Below are 21,030 nucleotides of genomic sequence, written 5' to 3' on the forward strand. Positions count from 1 at the left end.
TTTTATTTTAAGCAGCTTTAGACTTTAGCAGCCTGAAGTTCTTCAACAGTGTATTCCCATACAGTGTCATGGGGCTCAAGTTTTTCTTCGCTGAAGAAACGGGGCAGCTGATCGTCACTCTTGGTGAAACCGGCCTTGCGGTTGAAATCAAGTTCATCCTTAAGGGTGTTCACACCGAGAGCGATGAAGTCTTCAACGGTGAATTCGATACCGTGTGTTGCGGCAACGAGGTCACAGATGCACTGAACTGCATCTTCGGTATCCAGAACTGCGAAGGCTACGAACAGACAGAGGCCGAGACCATCAATGGTTGCGGTAGCAATCTGGAGGTTCTTGGAAAGTTCGATCTGACCTTCTTTAGAAAGAGGATCAACATCACCACCGACCTTGAGGATGTTGGTAGCTACTGCGTAACCGGCAGTGTGGTCGCCGCCCATGGGGGTAGTTGCGTAGGTAACGCCGACACCCTTTACGGAGCGGGGATCGTATGCGGGCAGCCCCTGTCCCTTAACAGTGGGGATGCGGTCAACGCCGAAAGCCTGACCTGCGAAGTCTGCACCGTTACCGATGATGCGGCCCATGGCATCGGCAGAACCGATCTTCTTAAGCAGCTCGATTCCGGCTTTACTATCGCCCCATTCAAGTACACCGCCGTCCATTGCAACAGCCATGGTACAACCCATTTCAATGGTATCGATACCTTTTTCGTCACAAATACGGTCCATGGTAGCGATATCGTCGATGTCTTTGATCAGGCAGTTTGCGCCGAATCCCCAAACGGTTTCGTACTCAAAACCGGAGGTCAGGTAGTTACCGTTTTTATCGTTGTAACGCTGGGAGCACTGAATAACACAGCCGGTGTGACAACCTTCTTTGGTTTTACCGCCGCGGGATTCAATAACTTCAGCAATTTTTTCACCGGAGATTTCTGCTACATCGTCAAAACGACCGTAACGGAAGTTTTTGGTGGGCAGTGCACCGGCTTCATTAATAATGTTAACGAGGATAGCGGTACCGAATGCGGGCAGGCCTTCGCTGGTTACGGGATGACCCATGAGAATTTCGAGCCAACGCTTACGCGCAACCTTGAAAGCTTCTTCATTAACAGGCTTGATGCGGCCCTTTGCTTCAGGATCAAGAACAACAGCCTTAACCTTTTTGGAACCCATAACAGCACCCATACCGCCACGACCTGCGGAACGTGCAGGATTCAGGTGGGGATCGGAAAACTGGATGGTAGAAGCAGCAAGACACTGTTCACCGGCAGGACCTGCCAGAGCGGTAACAGCCTTGTCGCCGTAGGTTTCTTTGAGTTTTTCGTGTGCAGGATAGTTATCCATGCCTACGATGGGAGTAGCATCTTTGAACTCTACGCGGTCTGCGTAAATTTCAACAATGGAAAAAGGAGCGTCCATTTCAGGCTTATCTTCAAAAACAATAGCCAGAATATCGAGACGGGGCAGAACCTGTGCGAACTGGCCGCCGGAGTTACTTTCTTTGATACCGCCAGTCAGGGGAGACTTAGCACCACAGGAAAGTCTACCGGAGTTTGCTGCACCGGAACCGGCAAGGATACCGGCAGCCCATACGAGCTTGTTTTCTGCGGAAAGAGCATGACAATCACCGGGAACTTCGCTGTTTACGAGTTTTGAAGTCAGAGCGCGTCCGCCGAGACCTGCGTAATCACCGAGTTCTTCAAATTTGAACTCTTTGGTACGGGTGTTGATTCTAAGGATTCTGGGCATAATAACCACCTATAGATTTTGAAAAATTAGTAAAACCAACCTTCGTTCTTAAATAAATCATTTCCGTTAATAAGTGAGGTAATTATATACTTGTACACACGCTTGTCAAAGATTTTAAATTATATCCGGGCAAGCACATAAGTTTTTATTATATCTTTTTTGACATATTTATACTTTTTGTTGCAAAACAGCACCAACAACTTTGCACAATACATATAAACACAAACACAACTCGATCTATTCTACATTAAATAATCACCACAATCGCAACACTACATTACGAGAGTTTGCAATATTTTAATGTTACATTTTTTTCATGATTATTGACTAGCTTTCAATTTTCAGAATATTTTAACTTCAAATACAATAAACCAGCTCCGACACTATGCAATGGGGAGAAGAAATGACGATTGAATCAAAAATTCGGACAACCATTACCGACCCTGAAAATCTTGAAGAAATCTACCGGGATGACCCAAAAGGGTTTCGCAAATCATATAAGGATGCGTTTGTAAATCAGCAGGACTCACTTTTATTCCGAGCATGGCAGGCTAGGCTTAATTTCTCGCCTGCAAAGACTCAAGCCCTTTCATCAATTGACCTTATGATCATGCTCCTGCTCTGCTTTGCTGCCGGGACCCTGCTGAAAATTCCGGAATGGACAGACCTTGATAATTTTGAACTGTTCGGCTGGATGGTCTCGCTGATCCCACTTTCAGCCATGTTCCTTTACACAATGCACATGCACGGCTGGCCCAGAAAGACGACTAAATTTGGAATCGGGATCAGTCTTTTTCTGGGATTATTCATGACTTTCATCCCTGAAAAATGGGATGACGTGTATACGCTGGTCTGCCTTAATTTGCCTTTCTTTCTCTGGTCCCTATACGGACTATGCCGGGTTGCAAATAACTGGCAATCAACAGACCAGCGAATCGAATACCTGCGCTTCAGCGGAGAGTTGATCATTCACGCAGGGCTTCTTTTTTTAGGGGGAGGCGTACTACTTCTGCTGACCTTCGGATTATTTGACATGCTGCACATCGACAGTAGTTGGATAATTGAAGATCTGGCGATTTACGGAATGGCTTCAATCCCGCTGGTGGCAGCATGGGCTACGGACACATACTCTGCTGCTCGAAAACTGGTCCCCTTATTAGCCCGTATTTTCTCGCCGCTACTGCTTGTACTTATTCTCAGCTACATGGGGGCAATGGCATGGAACACTGAAGAACTTTTTCAGGACCGCTCCACCCTGCTTACCTACAATATACTGCTGCTAAGTGTGCTGGCGACTGCCGTATTCACGCTGACAGGACGGGGAGAAAAAGGAGCAGGCCGTCTCAGTACCGCAGTAATCAGTTTAATGGTTGTAGCAACCGTTATTCTTGACCTTGTAGGAATCTGCGCCATCGGATGGCGTATATTCGAATACGGCCTGACTGCTAACCGGATGAGTGTTCTCGGCTCTAACCTTGTTACTTTCGGAAATCTGGCAGTCATGGGCATGGGCTACCTGCGCTATCATTCCAGCAAAGGAACACTGGAAGATATCGAGATCGGACTTGCCCGCTACCTTCCCCTTTATGCAATCTGGACCGGCTTCTCGGTCCTCGTATTACCTTGGATTTTTAGATATTAAACAGACGATAAAAAAAGGGGCCAACGGCCCCTTAATTATGCATGAACGTAATTTGCGAGAATAATTGCCAGCCCACAAACAAAGCTGGCTACAATTGCCGGACGCCCTCCAAAGACTCTGAACTTCTGATTCAACCCGGCTGCGCGCATTTTCCAAATCATGATACATGGCAACAAAACCGCAATTACAGTAAAGGCTGCACCGGCATGAGCAAGGGCTGCGATAAAACCGTCCGGTGCCAGCATTGATGCGCCAAGCGGTGGAAGAAATACAATAAGACTGGTCCCGATGCGTCCCATGCAGTTATCTTTGCGCTTAAAAGTTTCAGCAACAAGATCGAACAAACTCAACGAAACACCCAAGAACGAAGTAATCAAGGCCAGTGACGCAAAGACAGAGACGACAGTCTGGACCCACACGGTTCCACCGCTGATCAAATCGACCAAAGCATCAACGTTTGTGATTGAAGCAAGCTGCTCCGGGGTTGTGCTTCCAAGGGAGAGAAACAGCCACAGAAGATAGCAAAAACTCGGCAAGGCCCCGCCGAGAAGTAAAATTCGCATGAGACTCTTTTTGTCTTCCCCAATATAATTCACAATACTTGGAATACAGACATGATAGCCGAAAGAAGTAATCAAAACAGGAAAGGTTACAAAAAGGGCTTGAGGAGTAGGATTGCCCTGCGAGAGAAAATTTAAATTCATCTGCCCACCAAGAGTTCCGAAACAGACAAACATCGCTGCAATCATCAAAATGAAAAGATATTTATTCGCCTGCACAACAATATGAGTCCCGGCAACAAGAACCACAATGCTGATGGCAGTAAAAAAAGCGGCCCCCAGCCGGGGCTCAACTCCGATTGCATTGGAAACAAGACCTCCAATTCCACTAAGGTATGCCACAATCAGACAGTACAACAAAAAGAAAACACTTCCGGTTCCTATCAGCTGTCCGGTATGTCCAAGGATTTTGCGGGTCATGAAATTAAAATTAACGCCTTTCCCGAATTCCAAATTAATTTCCAATAGCATCAAAGCAGAGTAAGCAGCCACGACCCACATAAAAACAAGAGCACACGCTCCAGTGGTGAATCCGAGATTTCCTAGAGTCATTGGCAGGCCCAGCATACCTGCACCAATAGAAGTTCCAGCCACAACGCTGATTGCGCCTAGCGTTTTAGTATTCAAAACAATCTCCTTAAAAGATAATCATCAAAAAAACACCTGCATTCCAAGAAAGAATACAAGGGTTGAGTCTGACAGAAGTTGGAAACAAAAATTATATAGACGGGATATTGAAGCACACGGAACAAAGACCAAATGAAGTTCATTCTGAGCTTTGAAGCAGAAATTACTTATTTCGTATTCCCTTTTAAAAAACATACTCTTATCGAAATTATTTGCAATAATTTTAAGGATAACAAATTTATGCGTCAAATTTAAAGTTTCCACACTAAAACGCTAGACCATAAAAAAACGGGAACGCCCAGAGCATTCCCGTTCATTTAAATCTGTATAAATCAACCAAGCAGCAAAAAAAGATTACCTACGTGTATGATCGAATTTACTTGCCGTAAATAAAATCTTCCCCGTTTTCTTCATTTTGCTTCATGAGCAGTGCTGATATTCGCTGATAGCGTTCATTCATCATTTGAAACATATTAAATTCTTTCTTAAAATCAGGACCTAAATCCTTAACACGTTGTTCAAAAATCCGGCATGCAAAATTATAGAGCTCAATATCCTGCTCATTGTACTCGCGCACAACAGCTAACTCTTCCTCTGCTATTTCATCTTTTTTCTTTCTGACATTACGCTTCTCATACAAGATATTTTCAAGATTCATCATCTTCTTCAGCATCAGCAGACTTTCATCAAATCGCTCTGTAATACCGACGAGATGCAATCTCTGTAAATTTTCCATTGCCCGTTCAAGCATGGTCCTACCATCATCTACAGCACCGCAAAGAGATCGCGTCATCAGATTTTTCCCGCGATATATGAGCTCAGGACGCTCACTGCTCACATACTCTGCCAGAGTGACGTTCTCTTCATTCAAATATTTATAAAGGTGATTCCCCGGCCATGTACGTAAAAAATTATATTCAGAAACAACTCTCGAAATCGGCTCTCTTAAAAAGGTAAAGGCATTTTTACCCATAAAACCGGAAAAGAATTCATCAAAATCGTGCACAAAGACATGCCCTTGAACAAGCTTGATCCTTTCCAATTCTTCAGTGGTAATCTTTTTGAATAAACTGAACTCTTCTTTGGTGTATACAGAGCAAATTGTTTCTTCAGGGAATTTAGCTGCAAAAATATGATTTAATGTTGTCCCTGCAGTTTTTGGAATATGCAAAAAAAAGAATGGGCTATGCAAAGGAACTCCTTAAGCGGAAGACTCAGATTAATTTGGCTAAACCATACAGACAACATGTTTTGTTTTCAGAACTATCCGTAACAGCTTTTAATATTATCCAAACCACACCACAAGATCAATCAACAAGAAACGCACAAAAAAAGCGGGAACAGCCTGAGCCGTTCCCGCTTGAATAAGCAATCTGAAAGTTTCTGAAACTATGCAGCTTCAGCTTCTTCCATATCGTCTTCGATCTTGCTGGGTCCGAATCCGAGAAGGATGGGGCTTGCAACAAAGATTGAAGAGTAAGTACCGACGCCGACACCGATGAGCAGTGCAAGGGCGAAATCGTGGATTACGCCGCCGCCCAATGCGAACAGAGCCGCTACAACCAGCAGGGTTGTGCCGGAAGTAAGGATGGTTCTGCTAAGGGTCTGGTTGATACTGATATTGATGGTTTCAGCGAGGGAATCACTGATCTTGCCGAGCAGATTCTCACGGATACGGTCAAAAACGATAATGGTATCGTTCAGGGAGTAACCGATGATGGTCAGCAGGGCTGCGATGATGGTCAGGTCAAACTCCTTGCCGAGCAGGGAGAAAATACCCACAGTAATCATAATATCATGGATAAGTGCCACAATTGCACCAAGCGCGTAATTAAGCTTCAGGTACCAACACAATCCAATAGTAATGAACAGTGCACCGAAGATAAGTACGGTGGTGGACATACCGATCATCTGCAACAGGGTGATTCCGCCGAAAAGACCACCGGCCATTATTGCCGCAGCAAACCAGCGTTTCTCAAAACGACCGGAAATGTAAATAGCAATCAGGAGCACCGCGAAATACAATGCTTCGATAGCCTTGGTACGCAGGTCGGCACCAACTTTGGGTCCAACCATTTCCAGACGCTGAATTTCAAAGCCGGTACCCTTCAGACCGGACTCAAGCCCGGAGGATATTTTATCCCTTACCTCTGAAGAACTGATCTCGGAGGAAGAAGTCCTGAGCAGGATTTCATTGTCATCGGCATGACCGAAACTCTGAACAACCAGTCCGGGAAGCTTAGCTTCCTTGAGAGCACCTTTAACGGTCTTTACGCCTACTTCTTTATCAAACTTAACCTGAACCACAATACCGCCGGCAAAGTCGATGCCGTACTTGGGGCCGCCGTTCATTACCAGAGAGCCGAGTCCGAGAAGGATCAGCACAGCGGAAATGACGAACGCCTTGGCCTTGAATCCGATAAAATCGATTTTGGTATCGGGTTTAATTATCTGCAATCCCATTTATTCACTCTCCTTAAATGTTCAGCGGCGCATCAGCGGCACGCTTGGAGGTGTAAAGATCAAACAAGATGCGGGTCACGAAAATAGCGGTAAACATGGAGGTAAGAATACCCAGAGTAAGTGTTACCGCGAAACCGCGCACCGGCCCGGTACCGAACTGGTAAAGAATAACCGCAGCAATCACAGTGGTGATGTTTGCGTCCAGAATAGTCAGGGTCGCTCTGCTGTAGCCTTCAATAATAGCAGCCTTAGCAGTAAGCCCTCTTCTGAGTTCTTCTCGTATACGTTCGAAAATGATGACGTTTGCATCAACAGCCATACCGATGGTCAGGATGATACCCGCAATACCGGGAAGAGTCAGGGTCGCGCCGAATGCTGCAAGACCTGCAAGGATAAGTACAACGTTGAGCACCAGCACAATGTCAGCAACAAATCCGGCAAAGCCGTAATAAACAAGCATGAAAACCAGCACGAGAGCACTACCTACAACGGCAGCGGCAACACCCTTATCAATGGATTCCTGTCCAAGGGAAGGACCGACAGTTCTCTGCTCGAGGATTTTAACCGGAGCGGGCAGTGAACCTGCGCGCAGGACAATAGCAAGGTCGTGTGCTTCTTCAGTGGTATAGCTACCGGTAATAGAAGCGCGGCCCCCAGCAATCTTATCCTGAATGGTCGGCGCGGAATAAACTTTTCCGTCAAGAACGATAGCCATGCGTTTCTTGATGTTTTCACCGGTGACCCGTTCAAAAATTCTTGCGCCCCTGCTGTTAAAGTTCAGGGTGACATAAGGCTGGTTGAACTGGTCAAAACGGGTCTGAGCATCGGTGATGTATTCACCGGTCAGCATGGCGTCTTTCTTAAGAACAATTGGTTTTTCAATGTACGAACCGTCGGGAAGTCTGTGCATGATGACAGTAACTTCACGTCCGGGGGCAACAATGCCCTTCTGTGCTTTTTCAAGATCAGCAGCTTCGTCCACCAGCTTGAATTCAAGATGTGCGGTCTTACCGATGATTTTGATGGCCCTTTCGGGATCCTGCATACCGGGCAGCTGCACCTGAATGCGATTGCCCTGCTGTTTGCGGATATCCGGCTCAGCCACACCGAACTGGTCAATACGGTTGCGGATGGTCTTGATAGCCTGATCCATAGTCAGCTTGGTCAGGTACTTCTTGTATTCCGGTGTAGGAGCAAAAACGTAAGTGACTTTGCCGTCAGGCTTCACTGCTGTACTGAGAATAGTAAGGTTTCCGAAATTTTCCTTAACGAGCTTTTCCAGCTTTTCCTGCTGGTCCTGCTTAAGGAGAATTGCTTCAACTCTCTCGCCCTTGAGAACTTTGGGCTTCAGTACAATGATGCCTTCCTCACGAGCAACGGCCTTGAGGTCGTCTCCCATACGAGAAAGGTTGTTATCCATGGCTTTATCCATATCCACACCAAGTGTGAGATGGATACCGCCCTTAAGGTCAAGTCCCAAACTGATTTTGTCATCAGGCAGGAAATGAGCCATTCCCGAATTCTGAACCGCAGGCAGTGAAGGAAGGAGGTAAGCAACTCCAAACACGACAACAAGCAGGGTCAGGACTATTTTCCAACGAAGACTCCCGTTCATCTCCTCTCCCTTTATAAATTCAACTAGGATAGGTTACAAAAACACTAAAAAGGCAAGCACTTACGGACTCATCCGAAAAGTGTCTTGCCTTGATAGGCTTCACTACACCAAAAGACTTACTTGTCTTTCTTTTCTTCTTTTTTCGCAGGATTAGCGAGGTTGGAGACAAAAGATCTTTCAACCTTGACCTGAAAGCCTTCTGCAAGCTCAACGGTCAGTTCATCGCCATCTACAGCAGTTACCCTGCCGTAAATGCCGCCTGCGGTAAGAACGCGGTCGCCTCTCTGGATTGCTTCCAGCATGGCTTTGTGCTCTTTAGCTTTTTTCTGCTGCGGTCTGATGAGCAGAAAATAGAAAATTGCAAACATGAGGATGAGAGGGAGAAAAGAACCAAGTGCACCCATAGGCCCGCCCTGGGCCTGCTGTCCGGCTGCACCCATCGCGTGTGCGACATCTGCAAAAAACATTACGTCCTCCTGAAAAGACTGTGTACGAATAAAACAATCCGCCTATTACACGGGGACATACATATCCCCGTAAGGGCGGTGTGACCGTGGTAGAAGCTTCATAAAATCTGAAGCCATTATTCTTGCCGCATCCACACCGATTTCCTCTGAATAATCCCGGACAATCTCGGCTATTGCCTCAAGATCGCCCTTATCCACGGGTTCAACCATTATTTCATGGCCGACCATATCCTCGGAAACCTTTCCACGCACGTAGATTACACCTCCGTGCATCCCGGTCCCAAGCGACATTCCCGCGATGGGAGCATCTGGTTTACCAGAAAACATGCCAAGAAGTAAAATCACTCCTCCGGCCATATATTCACCCAGAAAATCACCGGCCTTGCCGCCGATGACAATCACAGGCTGCTGATCCATATAAGATTTCATATGGATTCCTACCCGATACCCGACATCGGACTGAACGTAAATAGTTCCACCACGCATTGCGTAACCCAGAACATCCCCGGCAAACCCCTTAATGACGATCTGTCCGTCATCCATGGTATTTCCGGTGCCGTCCTGCACATTGCCGTTCACAACTATTTTCGGCCCCTTCATAAAAGAAGCCATGTCCTGACCGGGCGTGCCGTTGACTGTGAAAGTCAAATTCCCTTTAAGGGCTGTAGCTATGTACCTTTGTCCTACAACATTGTCGAGAACGAATTCACCTACTCCGTTTCGAACATTTTCACGCACTATTTCATTGAGCCTGCGGTAATCCATGCCTGTGGCATCTATATTTAATGATCCAGCCATACCGTCACCCGTCCGCCTGAACTATGACCGGTTCCCCGGCCTTGGGCATCCAGACCTCATCAAGGTCGGGACAGACCAGCCGTATGGCACTTTCCTCACTGGACATGTAGACCCGGTCATCCTTCTCAGCCACTACAAGCGGCCGCAGCTTGATGCGGTCATTCAGTCCCCACAAACTGTCTGAATCCGCCACCAGTATGGCAAACGGACCGTTCAACATTGCACTTGCGTATGTGGTTCTCAGTGCGCTGTAAAGCTTTTTCTCCGGGCCATCCATTTTTTCAATTTCCTCCCAGAAAGGAGGTGCAAAAACAGACGAAGCCAGTTTTCGGCTCAAACCGTGCTTACGTACCAATAAATCAATTAAATAAGCAACAACTTCCGTATCCGTATCCATGGTGCATTCATATCCGTGAGTACACAAATACCGCCGATTAATTCCATATGATGAAATTTCCCCGTTATGCACAATGGACCAGTCCAGAATGGTAAACGGGTGCGCGCCGCCCCACCAGCCCGGAGTATTGGTGGGAAACCTGTTATGCCCCGTCCAGATATAAGCCGCGTATTCATCCAGACGATAAAATTCCGCAATGTCTTCCGGGTAGCCCACACCTTTGAATGCACCCATGTTTTTGCCGCTGGAAAGAACAAACGCGCCCGGAACCTCTTTATTGATCTTCATGACCACGCCGACAATGTAATCGGATTCGCTCCCTGCGCTGAACCGGGATTGGGGCCGCAACTCTTTAGGATAAACAAAGAACCGCCAGACCACCGGCGGATCAGGGATGGTCAATACTTTTCGGGTCCTGATAGGTTCAGACTCATTAATATCAAAATATCTTTTGATAATTACTTCAGCCTTATCAAGGGCCTGCTGATCATCGCAAAGCAATTGCAGACAATATTTATCGGCCTTGTCAGGATAAATTCCATAGGCCGCAAACCCGCCGCCCAGCCCATTACCACGGTCATGCATACAACTCATGGCCCGGATGGGAATATCGCCGGGAATGCATGCACGGCTTTTACTGATTACACCGAACACCCCGCAACCGGATATGTCCTTCTCAAAATCATGATAATTTTCTGGTGCTTTCATGTTTGGTGCCTCCGGCGGCTTACTTTGAATCTGGATTCCATGCTTTGTTGAAAAATTCATCGGGCCACATGAGTACATCCGGTTCGCCTTGGCTGAGTCTCTTACGGGTAATCGCGTCTACTTTAAATTTGAATTTAATAAACGAGGTATACATTCCCGCGAAATCAATATCACCGACCAACACGTAACCGACAAGCTGGTCTTTCTTGAAAACCAGCTTGCGGTAACTCTGCTTGCGTTCATCAAAAAAAGTATAGATTTCGTATTCAGAATTATCTGGATCAGGATTGACCTCCCCCACTGAAATTGTGGGCAGCCCGAAAAAACTTATCGAACTCATGGACATGGTTCCGGGATATTTCGATTCATTCCCTGCCATATTCCTTCCGGCATAATAACCTTGGGTATATGCGTTGGACCAGACCGGAACGACTTTATCTTTATCAAAGATTACGTCACGGGCCTGTGCCACATCCCCGGCAGCATATATTCCATCTTTTCCGGTGAACATATTGTCATCAACAACAATGCCCTTATCCACCCTGATCCCGGCCTGCTCTGCAAGTTCGGTATTGGAAACCACCCCGATGGCAATAACAATGGCGTCCGCTTCAAGGAAACTTTTATCTTCCAGCAGAATTCCGCGCAGCTTGCCGCTTTTGTCGCGCACAATATTTTTACCGCTTACCCCGCAGCGAACCAGCATTCCAGCTTCCTCAACCCGTTTGGCGATCAATGCGGCAGCTTCTCCATCATAAGCAAGGGGTAAAATTCGCTGATCACTCTCAACAACAGCCACCTCAACTCCGCGATTATACAGGGATTCCGCAGCCTTCAAACCGATCAGCCCGCCACCGATCACTACCGCCCTTTTCAAATCTTTAACCGACTCAATCAAACGGTATGCATCCTTAGCGGCAGTAAAATTATAAACACCTTCCCCTTCAAGACCATTTACCTGCGGCACATAGGGCTTGCCGCCTGTGGCAAGAAGAAGTTTTTCAAACTGGATCTGCTCACCTTCAGAGGTCCGCAACTCCCGCGCTTCAAGATCAATCTTATTAATATATGTAGCCAGCTTTAGATTTACATTTTTCCCCTTGTAATAATCATCAGGGCGCATGGACAATCTTTCCGGACTGATTCTTCCAGCCAGCAGATAGGAGGTCAGCGGCTTGCCGTAAGCAGCAGTATTCTCGGCCCCAATCACAGTAATCGGGGTGTTGCGGTCATATTTCCTGATGCCGTCAATGGCTCCCAGAGAAGCAATACCGTTACCGATAATTACATATGCCATAACTACCTCTCCTCGTATCTCAAGGCTCGATTGGGGCAGGCTTCCACGCAAGCCGGGCCGTTTTCCCTGCCGGCGCAAAGATCACATTTGATAATCTTATTATTATACTTGTCACGCTGGATGGCCCCATAAGGACAGGCCATGATACAGGTCCAGCAACCCACGCATTTATCAGCATCGTAAACCGTAATTCCGGTGACTTCATCCTTAGTCAATGCACCTGAAATACAAACCGGAACGCATTCCGGTTCTTCGCAATGCCTGCAACTGATGGCAATACAGACTTCATCATCTTCAATCAGCCGCTTACGGGAAACCAGACCCTTGGCCCGCTCTTCCTTGTAAGCAAGAACAAGATCATGAGATTTTGAGTGAGCAGCAAGGCAACCTAAAACACACAGGCCGCACCCGATGCACAATTCCCTATCCGGATAAATACGTTTCATATTTGTTTACCGTCCCGCATGCTTGACACCCAGAATCTGCATTTCAGCTTCAGTCAGTCCTACAGCTCTTAATTTATCCCTATTCCCGCGCAGACTCTCAATAGAATTCAGCCCCATACCGCCGAGCATTTCTTCGATCTCATGGGACCAGCTGCGCACAAGATTAACCAACCGCTCTGCCGCAACTTCCGGGTTCTGACGCTTGGCAAGCTTCTTATCGTTGGTGGCAATTCCCCACGGACATTTCCCGGTATAACAACGCCCGCACAAGGTACAACCCACGGCGATCAGAGCCGCTGTCCCGATATTGACCGCATCCGCCCCCAGAGCAATGGCCTTGATCACATCGCCGCTGCAACGAAATCCGCCTCCGGCAATAATTGAAGCCTTGGAACGAATACCTTCGTCCCGCAACCTTTGATCCACGCTGGCAAGAGCCAGTTCAATAGGAATACCTACATTGTCGCGAGTCATAGCCGGAGCCGCCCCGGTGCCGCCCTTCATACCGTCAATGGTAAGGATATCCGCCCCGGCACGGACCACGCCGGAAGCAATAGCCGCAACATTGTGCACCGCCGCAATCTTAACCGCCACCGGAACACGGTATTCCGTTGCTTCCTTAAGCGCGAAAATAAGTTGCAGCAGATCTTCGATGGAATAAATATCATGATGCGGAGCTGGCGAAATAGCATCTGACCCCGGTGGGATCATACGGGTTTCGGAAATCATGCCGTTAATTTTCTCACCCGGAAGATGGCCACCAATTCCCGGTTTTGCACCTTGTCCGACCTTAATCTCAATACCTACCCCGGCATTCAAATAATCGCTATGAACCCCGAAACGACCGGAAGCAACCTGTACAATGGTCCACGGTCCGTATTCGTAAAGTGACTTATGCAGCCCGCCTTCTCCGGTGTTGTAGACCGTGCCAAGCTCCTTGGCTGCCATAGCCATTGCCACGTGCAGGTTATAATTAATAGCTCCAAAAGACATGCCTGCAAAAGTAATCGGGGTGGCAAGTTCTATCTGGGGAGTCTGTTCAGTTTTTAATTCAGGAATACCGTCTGCATTGAGTTCAACCTCCACCCGGTCCGGTTTGAAACCAAGGAAAGTTTTAAGTTCCATAGGTTCACGCAGCGGATCAATGGAAGGGTTGGTTACCTGACTGGCATCCAGCAGTAGTCGATCCCAATAAACCGGGATATCAACCGGACTGCCCATGCCTGCCAGAAGCACACCTCCGCTTTCGGCCTGATTATAGATGTTACGTGCGAACTCAGGACGCCATGTGGCATTGGGCCGGAAATCCGACTCATTCAACTTGATTGTCAGTGCCGCAGTGGGACACATGGCCGCGCAACGGTGGCAGCCCACACATTTACGATTGTCATGGGCAACTTTTTCGCGGGCATCGTCCCAGAAATGCGCATCATAAGAGCATTGTCTGATGCAGACTTTGCAGTCGATGCACAGGTCCGGGTCGCGCACTATGCGGAATTCATGGAATGTGCTGGCAAATTTTCTGAAAAGCAATGATGCCTCCGGCGGCTCTCCGAGGGCTTAAACCCTTTTGCAAAAGGGTTTAAGAATCCCAAAAACTTTTAATAAGCTTCGCTACTGAATTTATTCAGTTTTGCGTCATCCAAAATCACTTAACAACGGGCCAAAAATTCAGATGCCTTGCTGGTGAGTAGCCATCGTAAAACGCTTCTCCTAGATTGGAAAAGTTGACTTTGTTTTTCCAATTGATCTTTTTGGCGTATTTATCGTTAGGCAGAAAACAGCGACGGCTGTTTTTATTGCCCACCCATGGCTTGTTGAATTTCTTTAATTTGCTGACCACAGGCCAGAAACCTTTCTTTTCATTGTAAGCTTTTCGCTGGGCTTGTAAAAGACGTTTCTGTTTGCCTTTGTCATTTCCTTTGTGGAAATAAAAAAAAGCAGCCCCTTTGCGGATCATCTCTTCGTTTACAAAGACATCATCCAGATAAATCCAGCCGATTATGCGCTTATAGCGGTCCTTACCTTTCCCGGCATATTCAATACGAACCCGCTTGCCGAGAATCAGTTTATTAAGCAGGGCCTTAGAATTTTGAGCGTAGTACTGATCAGCTTTGCCGTCCCGCCCTATTTCAGGTGTATCAATTCCGGCAATGCGTACACGTTTATTATTTGCAAGTATAAAGGTGTCGCCGTCTATCACATAACGGACCTTACCTTCAAAAGCCGATGCTGTTACCGCACTGAACAGCAGGCAACAAAGCACAAAAAATAAAACGGGGCCCTTCAGGACCCCGCTTCGTGACTTGATTATTCTAACTTTTCCTTTCGGCATTTAATTCCTTTTATTGCGCCCAGTGAATCAGACCTAATGAATGGGGATCGAGCAGGAGTTCATGCTTGGGCAGAATACGCACGGTATAGCCGAACCTTCCGGCCTCATGAGGCATTACTTCGCCTTGATAGACATGCCATCCGCCTCCCAGATCCTCTTCCGGGGTCATGACCACAGTATTGCGTCGGGCGAACTTGCCATCCTGCCCAACAGGGCCGGAGTAAATTTCAACCTGAACATTATCCGTGGTCAAACCATTCAGAAAAACTTCTGCGGTGACGATAATCGGCTCTTCCACATAAACATCGGTATGAGTTTCCGAAGTAATGTTGCGGACCTTGAGACTCGACCATTTGGTCATCACTTCCATTCTCCATGCAGCCAGATCCTTGGCACCCTGGAAGTCATTCTTATGCATGGTGGCGTAATTGCTGAAAGCAGGCTGGTAAGCCTTTTCAGTATAATCTTCCACCATACGGTTAGCGTTGAATTCCGGCCCCAGAATCCGAAGCGCCTTCTTGACCTTGGTAATCCAGCTGCGGGGAAGGCTGCCGTGTCCACGGTCATAGAATTCGGGAATTATGTCATTTTCCAACACTTTGTAAAGAGTCTGACTCTCCACAAAATCCTGATATTCATGGTCATTGTAATCTTCTCCGCGACCGATAGCCCAGCCGAGACTGTTATCAGACTCATAGGCTTCATCCCACCAGCCATCCGGGGTGCTGAACTGAAGCACGCCGTTAGCCATGGCCTTCATACCGCTGGTTCCGCAAGCTTCAAGAGGACGCCTCGGAGTGTTCAGCCAGATATCACAACCCTGAACCATGTAATTGGCGATCTTCATGTCATAATCTTCAAGGAAAACAAGACTCATGCGGCACTCTTCGCGGCGGCAGAACTGAATCAAATCCTGAATGAGTTTCTTACCTTCGTTGTCCTGCGGATGAGCCTTCCCGGCAAAAATGAACTGCACAGGCTGCTTTGCATCAGAAACAATCTTGAGCAGCCTTTCCTTATCCTTAAATAAAAGCCCGGCACGCTTGTAAGTGGCAAATCTGCGCGCAAAACCAATGGTCAATGCACGGGGATCAAGCACTTCGTCCGCAAGTTCGATTTCCTTGCGACGTGCACCGATATTCATCAACTGGCGACGCAGACGCTTACGCACGAAATCAACCAGCCTTTCCCTGAGCCGCTCATGAGTGCGCCAGAGTTCAGCATCCGGAATATTGTCAGTCTGTCTCCAGACTCTTGTGCAATCCGGGTCCTCACGCCAGTTCGGGCCGAGGTAACGGTCAAAAAGGAGTGAAAAATCAGTGGCAACCCATGTGGGCATATGTACGCCATTGGTAATGGCCCCAATGGGTACATCTTCCACCGGATACTGCTGCCACACTTTCTGCCACATGTTACGCGAAACATGCCCATGCAACTTGGAAACACCGTTGTTAAAACGGGAAAGTTTAAGCGCCAGCACGGTCATACAAAATTGTTCCGCATCATCACGGGGGTCTTCCCTGCCGAGGGAAAGAAAAACCTTATAAGCAAGGCCCATGGTCTGGGCATACGGTTCAAAGTACGGACGCATCAGATCCGCAGGAAAACGGTCGTTACCCGCCGGAACCGGGGTATGGGTTGTAAAAATACTGGATGAAGCCACCATTTCCATGGCTGCTTCAAAAGAAAGACCGTGCTCGGTCATGAATACCCGGATGCGTTCCAACCCGGCAAATGCAGAGTGCCCTTCGTTCATATGAATGACGCTGGGCTCAAGACCGAGAGCAGCAAGAGCCTTGACCCCGCCGATTCCGAGCAGAATTTCCTGCCAGAGACGCATTTCAAGGTCACCGCCGTAAAGGCGGGCGGTTATATTGCGGAAATTAGCCGGATTTTCAGAAATATTGGTGTCCAGCAGATAAAGAGTTACGCGCCCCACCTCAACATACCAGACTTTGACATGAAGAGGCTCACCTTTCATATCCAGAGAGAACTTAACCTCATTACCGTCTTTATCCTTGGCGGCTTTGATGGACATTTCCTCGAAATCGTGACTGGGGTAACGCTCCTGCTGCCAGCCGTCCTGCGTCATATACTGACGGAAATAACCATGCTGATAACAAAGTCCGATCCCCACCAGAGGGATGTTCAAATCACTTGCGGATTTCAGATGGTCACCTGCAAGAATCCCGAGACCGCCGGAATAAATTGGCAGACTGAGACCGATACCGTATTCAAAACTGAAATAGGCTACAACAGGCTCACCTTTCTTGGCACCTTCAAACTGGTAGGAGCAACCTTCGCGGGCAAGGTAATTTCTCTGCACCTTGGCAGCTTCCTTAAGGCGTTGCACAAAAAAATCATCGTTAGCCAGCTCCTCAAGCTGCTGCTGAGGAAGACTGTTCAGAAACTTTACCGGGTTCTGCTGGCAATCACGCCAGAGAACCTGATCAATTGAAGAAAATATACTGGCAATGTCGCTGTTCCAGACAAAAAGAAAGTTATATGCCAAGTCCCAAAGCTCATTGAGCTGACTGGGCAGACGTGGAACGACGCTGTATACGCGAAGCGGCTGCATAGTTATCTCCTTAAATAATGATTCGAAACGGGATGATTAATCGAATATATCAGAAACCCCGAACCTTTTACACTCATTTTTATTATTTGCCTTATTCAGGTTAACATTTCAAGACAGTTTAGCAATATTCTGGATAGAAAGTTGACACATTCGGCTTACAAGAGCATTCTGCCTCTTCAAAATATCACTTGTTCAAGGATAGTAAAGATGAATCCTACCCAATCCAATCCAGTTGAAGTAAAAGTTAAATTCCTCAATGAGACCGCCCGCGAAGGAAGTCTCGACTATGCCACGCCCAACTCCGCCGGAGTGGACCTGCGCGCCTGCATTGAAGATGATTTCGTGGAAATCGAAGCAGGCGGAAGGTACGCTTTCCCCGCCGGGATCGCTATTGAAATAACATCTCCGGGTATCGCCGGATTTATTTATTCCCGTAGCGGACTGGGCACCAAAGACGGACTGACCGTCAGTCAGGGAGTCGGCGTAGTTGACCCTGACTACCGTGGAGAAATTAAAGTTTCCCTGCTCAACACATCGGGCGAAAAACGACGAATTGAGCGTGGACAACGCATTGCACAGCTCGTTTTCATGCCCTACTGCCATGCCCGGCTGACTCCCAGCGAAGAACTTTCCGACACATCCAGAGGTGCCGGAGGATTCGGACATACAGGTAAAAAATAATCTCCACTGAAATAAAAATACCATGAATAAACACGATACGCTCGTAGCCGCTGAACAAAAATCCATCTGCAATACCTATGGCAGATATCCCGTAAACGTAAGCAAAGCCAAAGGCTCCAGACTCTGGGACCTTGACGGCAAAGAATACATCGACCTGCTTTCCGGCATTTCCGTGGTCAACATCGGCCATTGCCGCGATGATCTCGCAGACGTAATGGCTGAGCAGGCCCGCAAGCTGGTACAGGTCAGCAACCTTTTTTATCAGGAAGAACAGGTGGAGTGTGCTGAAAAACTGCTCGCCACCTGCGATGCGGACAAGGTCTTTTTCTCCAACTCCGGTGCGGAAGCCAACGAGGCCGCCATCAAACTGGCCAGACGGTATATGCGCACTGTCAAGGAAAGGGATGCCTATGAAATCATCACCCTTGACGGCTCATTCCACGGACGGACTCTAGCCACCCTGACTGCAACAGGCCAGACCGGTCCCATTAAAGACGGATTCGCGCCCCTGCCTGAAGGATTCAAATACGTTCCCGCAGGAGATGTAGAAGCCCTCAAATCCGCCATTACCGACAAGACCGCTGCGGTCATGATCGAGATGGTTCAGGGTGAAGGCGGCATCAAGCCGTTACCCGAGGATTACGTCAAAGCTGTGACCGAACTGGTTGCCGAAAAAGACATCCTGCTCATCGTGGACGAAGTTCAGTCCGGGTTGTGCAGAACCGGAAAATGGTGGGCACACCAGCATTATGGAGTCACCCCGCATATTTTCACCTCTGCCAAGGCTCTTGCCAATGGTCTGCCCATGGGGGCCATGTTTGCAACTGAGGAAGTAGCCAAAGGGTTCACCCCCGGCAGCCACGCCACTACTTTCGGCGGTGGCGCACTGGTTTCCAAAGTAGCATCCAAAGTCATCGACATCATGACCGAAGATAAACTTGACCAACGCGCAGCCGAACTGGGCGATTTCTTCAAGTCCGAAGCCGGAAAACTGCAGGATAAGTTCCCCGGAAAAATCAAATCCGTACGCGGACTCGGCCTCATGCTCGGTGTGGAACTAAGCTTTGACGGCAGCGAAATCTTCACCGCCCTGCGCGAACAGGGCTTCATCCTCAATCTGACCAAAGGAACAATATTAAGATTGCTCCCGGCCCTGACTATTGAGAAAGAAGACCTTGTTATGTTTCTCAAAGCTCTGGAAGGGCTTCTGGCAGAACAGGCATAGCTTGACCAATAGGTTATACGGGCTTATCTTAACATTATGAATGACATTGCACTTGCCACACCTGTAGAAGGTGGTGTTCAGGACACCAGCCTGCAACCTTGGTTGCCAACCGAGCGACCCGATACCGTCCCGGACGGCATTGACGGGCCTACTCTGAACCTGCACGAACACGAGCAGCAGAAGGCCGTGGACAATGCCATCCACAGTCTGACCGGCAAGGGTAATCTCATTGACCGTATTGTCTAAGCAAAAATTACACAAATAAAGCTGGCAGACTGATAAGAAAGTGCCAGATGCTAGGAACCAAAAAAAGACTGGAACGACGCGTATATAGACATACGTGAGTTTCAGTCTTTTTTGCGGTGACGACGCAGATGGTGCTTTATCATCAGTCTGGGCTCAGGTACTCGGTAGAGTATCTGGGCATTTTCATGTACTGCTATTTCAAAATCCAACGAATCATTCAAACTGATCTAAATATAAGGAACACCAATGCCAAAACTGCTCAGAATCCAGTTTACCCTTTCCGAACTGGAAAGTGATGAATGTCAGGTTTATCTTGGCGCACGTGTGGCTCACGGCTGGGAAGAAAAGCCCCTTGATGACGATTCCATCTTTTACACCATCCATCTGGAAGACCATCCGCTGGGCGTTGAGATTGTGGAAGAAATAAAATCCCGCTGGCCTAATGCAGGTTGTGTTGGTGAAGAAATCGAAGACGAAAACTGGGGCCTTGCATGGAAAGATTATTTCGAACCCGTCACCTGCGGACAATTCGAAATACTGCCCCCGTGGCTGCTGGAAAAAAAGACCGCAGGCAAAGAGCATATCATCATCGAGCCGAAAATGGCTTTCGGCACAGGCAGCCACCCCACCACCGCCCTCTGCCTTGAACTGATCAGCAAGCTTGCCGAAGAAGGCAGACTGAATGCGGACATGGAATTTTTCGATCTCGGAACCGGGTCGGCGATCCTAGCGATTGCACTTGCCAAGCTGGGTCTCAAAGGAGTGGGTGTGGACATCGACCCGCAGTCCATCGTTTGCGCACAGGAAAACATGGACAACAACGATGTGGACGGCGTCATTCTTTCAGTAGGCTCTGCCGATTCCATTGACCCCAAGCTCAAATACGAACTGGTCGTAGCAAATATTCTTTCAGGGCCGCTCATTGAACTTTGCCCGGACGTAACTGCACGTCTCAAAGAAAACTCAATCCTGATTCTGTCCGGTATTCTTGTGGAACAGGCCGAAAAGGTCGCAGCAGCATACATACAGGCAGGACTGCCCGCCCCCGAAATATTCACCATGGGCGAATGGGCCGGACTTCTCTGGCGCGATGTAAGTGCGGATTAATTTGAATGCGCTTCGCGCTTTTTGATTAACAGATTTTGCCTCCGGCGGCTTAAACCCTTTTTGAAAAAAGGGTTTAAGAATCCCAAAAACTTT

General features: G+C 47.9%; 18 protein-coding genes. 5 read left to right on the forward strand and 13 right to left on the reverse strand.

Going from position 1 to position 21,030, the window contains the following annotated elements:
* Positions 1 to 17: 17 nt before the first annotated feature.
* Positions 18 to 1,745, reverse strand: coding sequence for an aldehyde ferredoxin oxidoreductase family protein (locus tag FMS18_RS12655; protein WP_163295040.1), 1,728 nt, complete (start codon positions 1,743 to 1,745; stop codon positions 18 to 20).
* Positions 1,746 to 2,148: 403 nt separating this feature from the next.
* Between FMS18_RS12655 and FMS18_RS12660 the strand changes: the two genes are divergently transcribed.
* A complete protein-coding gene (locus FMS18_RS12660) occupies positions 2,149 to 3,387 on the forward strand; it encodes a hypothetical protein (RefSeq protein WP_163295041.1) in 1,239 nt (412 codons plus the stop codon).
* A 35-nt stretch (positions 3,388 to 3,422) separates the two neighbouring features.
* Here FMS18_RS12660 and FMS18_RS12665 read toward each other — a convergent pair whose 3' ends face one another.
* The 12 genes from FMS18_RS12665 to glgP form a co-directional block, all read right to left on the reverse strand.
* The gene (locus FMS18_RS12665; RefSeq protein ID WP_163295042.1) at positions 3,423 to 4,574 is read right to left on the reverse strand and encodes an amino acid permease; all 1,152 of its coding nucleotides are present in this window, start codon (positions 4,572 to 4,574) and stop codon (positions 3,423 to 3,425) included.
* A gap of 376 nt (positions 4,575 to 4,950) precedes the next feature.
* Positions 4,951 to 5,766, reverse strand: a complete 816-nt coding sequence (locus FMS18_RS12670) for a sulfotransferase family 2 domain-containing protein (RefSeq protein WP_163295043.1) — start codon at positions 5,764 to 5,766, stop codon at positions 4,951 to 4,953.
* 197 nt (positions 5,767 to 5,963) lie between these two features.
* Complete coding sequence (gene secF, locus FMS18_RS12675) at positions 5,964 to 7,037, reverse strand: protein translocase subunit SecF (RefSeq protein ID WP_163295044.1); 1,074 nt, start codon at positions 7,035 to 7,037, stop codon at positions 5,964 to 5,966.
* Between the two features lie 13 nt (positions 7,038 to 7,050).
* On the reverse strand, positions 7,051 to 8,652 hold the full coding sequence (gene secD, locus FMS18_RS12680) for a protein translocase subunit SecD (RefSeq protein ID WP_163295045.1): 1,602 nt from the start codon (positions 8,650 to 8,652) through the stop codon (positions 7,051 to 7,053).
* 116 nt (positions 8,653 to 8,768) lie between these two features.
* Positions 8,769 to 9,119, reverse strand: a complete 351-nt coding sequence (yajC, locus tag FMS18_RS12685; RefSeq protein ID WP_163295046.1) for a preprotein translocase subunit YajC — start codon at positions 9,117 to 9,119, stop codon at positions 8,769 to 8,771.
* Positions 9,120 to 9,164: 45 nt separating this feature from the next.
* Entirely contained in the window at positions 9,165 to 9,917 is a 753-nt protein-coding gene (locus FMS18_RS12690) for a hypothetical protein (protein WP_163295047.1), read from the reverse strand.
* A 4-nt stretch (positions 9,918 to 9,921) separates the two neighbouring features.
* A complete protein-coding gene (locus FMS18_RS12695) occupies positions 9,922 to 11,022 on the reverse strand; it encodes a glutamine amidotransferase family protein (RefSeq protein WP_163295048.1) in 1,101 nt (366 codons plus the stop codon).
* Positions 11,023 to 11,041: 19 nt separating this feature from the next.
* Positions 11,042 to 12,319: an NAD(P)/FAD-dependent oxidoreductase gene (locus tag FMS18_RS12700; protein ID WP_163295049.1), complete on the reverse strand. Its 1,278-nt coding sequence runs from the start codon at positions 12,317 to 12,319 to the stop codon at positions 11,042 to 11,044.
* A 2-nt stretch (positions 12,320 to 12,321) separates the two neighbouring features.
* Positions 12,322 to 12,765, reverse strand: coding sequence for a 4Fe-4S dicluster domain-containing protein (locus FMS18_RS12705; RefSeq protein ID WP_163295050.1), 444 nt, complete (start codon positions 12,763 to 12,765; stop codon positions 12,322 to 12,324).
* A gap of 6 nt (positions 12,766 to 12,771) precedes the next feature.
* The gene (locus FMS18_RS12710; RefSeq protein ID WP_163295051.1) at positions 12,772 to 14,298 is read right to left on the reverse strand and encodes a glutamate synthase-related protein; all 1,527 of its coding nucleotides are present in this window, start codon (positions 14,296 to 14,298) and stop codon (positions 12,772 to 12,774) included.
* Between the two features lie 115 nt (positions 14,299 to 14,413).
* Positions 14,414 to 15,100 carry a thermonuclease family protein gene (locus tag FMS18_RS12715; RefSeq protein WP_163295052.1) on the reverse strand — a complete coding sequence of 229 codons (687 nt, stop codon included), beginning with the start codon at positions 15,098 to 15,100 and terminating at the stop codon, positions 14,414 to 14,416.
* A 10-nt stretch (positions 15,101 to 15,110) separates the two neighbouring features.
* Positions 15,111 to 17,678 carry an alpha-glucan family phosphorylase gene (glgP, locus tag FMS18_RS12720; protein WP_163295053.1) on the reverse strand — a complete coding sequence of 856 codons (2,568 nt, stop codon included), beginning with the start codon at positions 17,676 to 17,678 and terminating at the stop codon, positions 15,111 to 15,113.
* 207 nt (positions 17,679 to 17,885) lie between these two features.
* Here glgP and dut point away from each other — a divergent pair, with 207 nt between their 5' ends.
* From dut to FMS18_RS12740, 4 genes are all read left to right on the forward strand, one after another.
* Positions 17,886 to 18,359, forward strand: coding sequence for a dUTP diphosphatase (gene dut / locus FMS18_RS12725; protein ID WP_163295054.1), 474 nt, complete (start codon positions 17,886 to 17,888; stop codon positions 18,357 to 18,359).
* Positions 18,360 to 18,381: 22 nt separating this feature from the next.
* The gene (locus FMS18_RS12730) at positions 18,382 to 19,584 is read left to right on the forward strand and encodes an aspartate aminotransferase family protein (RefSeq protein ID WP_163295055.1); all 1,203 of its coding nucleotides are present in this window, start codon (positions 18,382 to 18,384) and stop codon (positions 19,582 to 19,584) included.
* Between the two features lie 36 nt (positions 19,585 to 19,620).
* On the forward strand, positions 19,621 to 19,830 hold the full coding sequence (locus tag FMS18_RS12735) for a hypothetical protein (RefSeq protein ID WP_163295056.1): 210 nt from the start codon (positions 19,621 to 19,623) through the stop codon (positions 19,828 to 19,830).
* A 246-nt stretch (positions 19,831 to 20,076) separates the two neighbouring features.
* Positions 20,077 to 20,937, forward strand: coding sequence for a 50S ribosomal protein L11 methyltransferase (locus tag FMS18_RS12740; RefSeq protein ID WP_163295057.1), 861 nt, complete (start codon positions 20,077 to 20,079; stop codon positions 20,935 to 20,937).
* Positions 20,938 to 21,030: the final 93 nt, after the last annotated feature.

Origin of the sequence: Desulfovibrio sp. JC022 (assembly GCF_010470665.1) — a bacterium.
Taxonomy (GTDB): Bacteria; Desulfobacterota; Desulfovibrionia; order Desulfovibrionales; family Desulfovibrionaceae; genus Maridesulfovibrio.